The sequence below is a fragment of the Mitsuaria sp. TWR114 genome, assembly GCF_007997345.1.
Map to the genome: position 1 here is coordinate 1 of NZ_VOSR01000194.1, position 5650 is coordinate 5650.

The 5650-nt window shown below is 69.0% G+C and carries 3 protein-coding genes; 1 reads left to right on the top strand and 2 read right to left on the bottom strand.

Going from position 1 to position 5650, the window contains the following annotated elements; translation table 11 throughout:
* Positions 1-2276, top strand: a 2276-nt coding sequence (locus FUT87_RS31375; RefSeq protein ID WP_147240824.1) for a response regulator, incomplete at its 5' end; no start/stop codon positions are given.
* 154 nt (positions 2277-2430) lie between these two features.
* Here the strand turns inward: FUT87_RS31375 and FUT87_RS09045 are convergent.
* Positions 2431-4053: an ABC transporter substrate-binding protein gene (locus FUT87_RS09045; RefSeq protein WP_091722831.1), complete on the bottom strand. Its 1623-nt coding sequence runs from the start codon at positions 4051-4053 to the stop codon at positions 2431-2433.
* Between the two features lie 177 nt (positions 4054-4230).
* Positions 4231-5650 (bottom strand): ABC transporter substrate-binding protein (locus FUT87_RS09050; protein ID WP_147240825.1); only part of this gene is annotated, 1420 nt, incomplete at its 5' end.

The following is a 5650-nucleotide window of genomic DNA, read 5'->3' on the forward strand; positions in this document are numbered from 1 at the left end:
CGCGCCTGCGCGCGCTGGCGGTGCTGGCCAGCGGCTACCTGTTCACGGCCACCATCACCATCGGCCACGCGCTGTCTTTCCCCGGACTGTTCGCGCCCGGCGGCGTGCTGGGCGCCGGGCCGCAATCGACGGCCTGGATCTACATGTTCTGGCATGGCGGCTTTCCGCTCTTCGTGGTCGTCTACGCCTGGATGCGCCGCGGGACGCCGGCGCCCGATGCCGATGCCGATGCCGCCGGCGAGCGACGCACCGCGGTGCTCGCGACTGCGGCGGCGCTGATCCTCGGCGTCGGCCTGACGGCGCTGGCGACCGCCGGCCACGCGCTGTTGCCGGCGATCATGAGCGGCAACCGCTACACGCCGGCGATGCTGGTGACGGTCGGCACCGTCTGGGTCCTGTGCATCGCCGCGCTGCTGGCGCTGCTGCCACGGCGGCGCGATGCCAGCATGCTGGACCTGGGCCTGATGGTGGTGATGGTGGCCTGGCTGTGCGACATCGCCCTGTCGGCCATGCTCAACGGCGGCCGCTACGACCTGGGCTTCTACGCGGGCCGCATCTACGGCCTGCTGGCCTGCAGCGCGGTGCTGGCGGAACTGCTGTTCGAGAACGCCGTGCTGTACGCGCGCCTGGCGCAGGCGCATGGCCGCGAACGGCAACGCGCCGCGGAGCTGGCGCTGGCGCGCGACGAGGCGCAGCGGGCCAACGCCTCGAAGAGCCTGTTCCTGGCCAGCATGAGCCACGAGATCCGCACCCCGATGAATGCCGTGATCGGGCTGACCCATCTGGCGCTGCAGGGCCCGCTCGAAGGCCGGCAGCGCGACTATGTCGCCAAGGCCCACACCTCGTCGAAGGCGCTGCTCGCGCTGCTGAACGACATCCTGGACTACTCCAAGGTCGAGGCCGGCAAGATCAGCCTGGAGGCCGAGGAGTTCGGCATCGAGGAGGTGGTGGAGAACGTCGGCGAGCTGTTCTCGGCGCGGCTGGAGGAGACCGGCCTGGACCTGGTCTTCGACATCGACCGGGAGGTGCCGCCGCGTGTCGTCGGCGATGCCTTCCGGCTGACGCAGGTGCTGAACAACCTGGTCGGCAACGCGATCAAGTTCACGCCGCGCGGCGAGATCGTGATCCGCGTGGAGTTGATCGAGCGCACGCCCGAGCGCGTCGGCCTGCGGCTGGCGGTGCGCGATACCGGCATCGGCATGAGCCGCGAGACCCGCGAGCGGCTCTTCGAGGCCTTCGCGCAGGGCGAGTCCGGCACCGCGCGCCGCTTCGGCGGCACCGGCCTGGGGCTGGCGATCTGCCGGCGCCTGGTGGCGCTGATGGGCGGCGAGATCGCGGTCGACAGCGAGCTGGGGAGCGGCTCGACCTTCCGCTTCAGCGCCTGGTTCGGACTGACGGCGGCGGGTGAACCGCGGCGCGACCTGCATCGGATCCGCGGCATGCGCGCGCTGGTGATGGACGGACCGCCGACCGAGCGCGAGGCCTGGATCAGCATGCTGTCGAGCTGGCGCTTCCAGGTGAGCGCGGCAGCTTTCGTCGACGACGCGGTCTTCAAGTTCCAGCGCGCCGCGAGCCACGAGCTGCCGTATGAGCTGCTGGTGCTGGACGGCAAGACCGGCGCCGCGGCGGTGCTGGAGAAGATGGAGACGATCTGCGCCGAACGGGGGCTGCCGACGCCGCGCGTGCTGGTGCTGACGGGGCAGCATCACGTCGATGCGCTCGAGCGCGAACTCGGGCCGCGCGAGGGCCTGCAGGTGCTGGTCAAGCCGGTGACGCCGTCCCGGCTGTTCGAGGCGATCGTGCGACTGCAGCATGGCACCGAGGCACCGCGGATCGCGCGCCCGCTGGAGAAGACGCTGGACGAGGCGCTGCGGTCCTTGCGGGGCGCGCAGGTGCTGCTGGTCGAGGACGACCCGGTCAACCAGCAGGTGGCGCAGGCCTTCCTGGAACTGGGCGGCCTGGCGGTGACGATTGCCGGCAACGGGCTGCAGGCGGTGGACCTGGTCCGCGAGCGCGCTTTCGACCTGGTGCTGATGGACATGCAGATGCCGGAGATGGGCGGCATCGAGGCCACCCGCTGCATCCGGCTGCTGCCGCAGGGCGAGGGCCTGCCGATCGTCGCGATGACGGCGGCGGCGATGGACGAGGATCGCCAAGCCTGCCTGGCGGCGGGCATGGACGCCCACATCGGCAAACCGATCGTGCCGGCCGAGCTGGTCGAGGTGCTGCTGAAATGGGCTCAGCCACCGAGCCGCGTCGCCGACGGCGTGGCGTGACGATGCCTGCCCTGCTACAGGGTGAACGGAGGTCGAGGCGCGGGGACGAACGACCGGCAGTCGGGCGAGCTGCGCGTTGCGGACGCTCCCCGGCTGTGCCGCAGGCCGCGGCCTGATCCCTCGAGGCGGCGGCAGGCGCCGCCGCCTTCGGCGCTCACTTGATCGTCGTGAACCGCGCTTCCGGCCGGTCGTCGGAGCGGTGGGGCGTCGTGACGTTCTTCTTCATCGCCCACGGACGCACCTGGTGGTGCAGCGGGATGAAGAACACCTCGTCGCGGATGCGCACCAGCCCGTCCTTCAGCAGCGCGTTGCGCTTGGCCACGTCGCCCTCGACCTTCGCGGCGTCGATGATCTGGTCGAGCTTGGCGTCGCTCAGCCGGAAGTAGTTGCCGCTGCCGTCCGCGCCACCAACCCGCGTGCGCGCCAGCGACTGCATCGTGTACAGCGCGTCATAGGTGGGCACGCCCCAGCCGTACAGGAACAGCGGGTACTCGAAGGCCTGCAGCTTCGGGCTGAAGGTGCTGAACGACTCCGTCTGCAGGCGCGCCTTGATGCCGACCTTGCTCCACATCGACACCACCGCCAGGCAGATCTCCTCGTCGTTGACGTAGCGGTTGTTGGGGCAGTTCATCGGCACTTCGAAGCCGCCCGGATAACCGGCGTCGGCCAGCAGCTTGCGGGCGCGCTCGGCGTCCACCTTGGTCGGCACGTCGATGTCCGGCGCATTGCCGTTGACGCCCGGCGCGACCATGATGCCGGCGGGCACCGACAGGCCACGCATCGTCGCGCGCTTGATCGCCTCGCGGTCGATGGCCAGCGACATCGCCTCCCGCACCCGCTTGTCCTTGAACGGGTTCTTGCCGGTGATGTTGCTGCCCTTGAGCTGCTCGCTGCCCTGGTCCATGCCGATGAAGATCGTGCGGGTCTCGCTGCCTTCCAGCACCGTCAGCTTGCCGTCGGCCTTCAGGCGGCCCACGTCCTGCGTCGGGATGTCGGACAGCAGGTCCACGTCGCCCGACAGCAGCGCCGCGACGCGCGTGGGGTCGGACTTGATCGGCGTGTAGATCACCTCGTCGACATTGGTCGCGTTCTTCGCGTCCCACCAGTCCTTGTTCTGGACCATCGTGATGCGCTGGTCCGGCTGCCAGCCGGTGATCCGGTACGGGCCGGTGCCGTTGGCGTTGCGCGTGGCGAAGGTCTCTTCCTTGGCCTTGAAGTCGGGCAGGTTGATCGCCTTGTTCTTCTCCGCCCAGGCCTTGCTCATGATGCGGAAGTCGACGAACTGCCGCAGCACGATCGGATTGGGCGCCGACAGGATCACGTCGACGGTGTGGCTGTCGACCTTCTTGATGTCGGCCACGCCGGCCACGAACGGATGCATCGTGCCCACCGGCTGCTTGATGCGGTGGAAGGAGAACACCACGTCGTCGGCGGTGAACGGCGAACCGTCATGGAACTTGACGCCCTTGCGCAGCTCGAAGCGCCAGCTCGTGGGGCCGGTCTGCGTCCACTTGGTGGCCAGCGCGGGCTCGACCTGGTACTGGCGGTCGTACCTGGTCAGGCCCTCGTAGGCATGCATCGAGATCGCGTTGGTGGTGCTGTGGTTCTGCGAATGCGGGTCCAGCGTGAGCACGTCGTTCTGCGCGGCCCAGCGCAGCGGGGCGGCGAGCGCCTCGTGGGCGGCCAGGGCCGCGCCCATCAGGGCGGCGGCACCGACGGCGGCGGCGGACAGCAACAGGCGCGCGGACCGGATCGGTCCGATGGATTTCCTCGACATGAGCGGTAGCTCCCTTGGCAACGTCGTTAAGCAAACGTGAAGTCGCCTGGATACTAGCCGTCGGGACCCGGTCCGGGAGCGAGGTCCACCCTGGGGATTGCCCCAGGGCCGGACCGGAAAACCCAGCCCCGCGGCCGGTCCTTCAGTCCGCGCGCCGGCCCTTCGGCGGCGGGCCGCTCACTTGATCGTCGTGAAGCGCGCCTCGGGCCGATCGTTGGAGCGGTGCAGCGTCTGCAGGTTGGCGCGCATCGCCCACGGCCGCACCTGGTGGTGCAGCGGGATGAAGAGGTATTGATCGCGGATCAGCACCAGGCCGTCGCGCAGCAGCGCGTCGCGCTTGGCGGTGTCGCTTTCGCTCTTCGCGGCGTCGATCAGCTTGTCGAGCGCGGGATCGCTGACCTTGGAGAAATTGAAGCTGCCATCCGCGCCGCCGCTGCGGGTGCGCGCCAACGCCTGCATCGCATACAGCGCGTCGCGCGTGGACACGCCCCAGCCCAGCATGTACAGCGGGGCCTCGAAGCGCTGGAACAGCTGGCTGTGTTGCGACATCGGCTGCGCGGTCAGCCGCGCGGTGATGCCGATCTTGCTCCACATCGACACGACGGCCAGGCAGACCTTCTCGTCGTTGACGTAGCGGTTGTTGGGGCAGTTCAGCGGGACCTCGAAGCCGCTGGGGTAGCCGGCATCGGCGAGCAGCTTCTTCGCCTTGGCGATATCGGGCGCGCGAGGCTTGTCCAGCGCCGCGTCGTAGCCGTGCACGCCGGGCGCGACCATCAGCGCCGCCGGCACCGACAGCCCGCGCATGATGCTGCGCTTGATGGCTTCGCGGTCGATGGCCAGCGACAGCGCCTCGCGCACGCGCACGTCCTTGAAGGGGTTCTTGCCCTTGACCGACGCGCCGCGCAGTTCGTCGCTGCCCAGGTCCATCGCGAAGAAGATGGTGCGGGTCTCGGGACCGTCGATCGACTTGAGCTTGGCATCGGCCTTGAGCGCGCCGACGTCCTGCGTGGGCACGTCGGTCAACAGGTCCACGTCGCCCGAGGTCAGCGCCGCGACGCGGGTCGGGTCCGACTTGATCGGGATGTAGCTGACCTCGGTGATGTTGCCCTTGTTCCTGTCCCACCAGCCCTTGTTGATGACCATCGAGACCTTCTGGTCGGGCTGCCACGAGGTGATCTCGTAGGGCCCGGTGCCGGCGGCGTGGCGGCTGGCGTAGTTCTCGTCCTTGGCCTTGTAATCGGCCATCTGCGTGGCCCGGTTCTTCTCGGACCAGGCCTTGCTCATGATCCGGAAGTCGACCAGGTTGCGCAGCAGGATGGGCTGCGGCGAGTCGAGGATCAGGTCGACCGTGAAGTCGTCGACCTTCCTGATTTCCTTGATGCCGGTGACGTAGATCTGCATCGTGCCCTGCGGCTGGCGGACGCGGTCGAAGCTGAAGACCACGTCGTCGGCGGTGAAGGGCGAGCCGTCGTGGAACTTCACACCCTTGCGCAGCTCGAAGCGCACCTGCGTCGGGCTGAGCGTCGTCCACTTCGTGGCCAGGCAGGGCTCGATCTCCCACTGCTCGTTGTAGCGGGTCAGGCCCTCGTAGGCATGC

Bases quoted from the DNA above. Each gene is read 5' to 3' on its own strand.
- FUT87_RS09045 (WP_091722831.1), bottom strand. From the start codon at position 4,053: ATGTCGAGGAAATCCATCGGACCGATCCGGTCCGCGCGCCTGTTGCTG.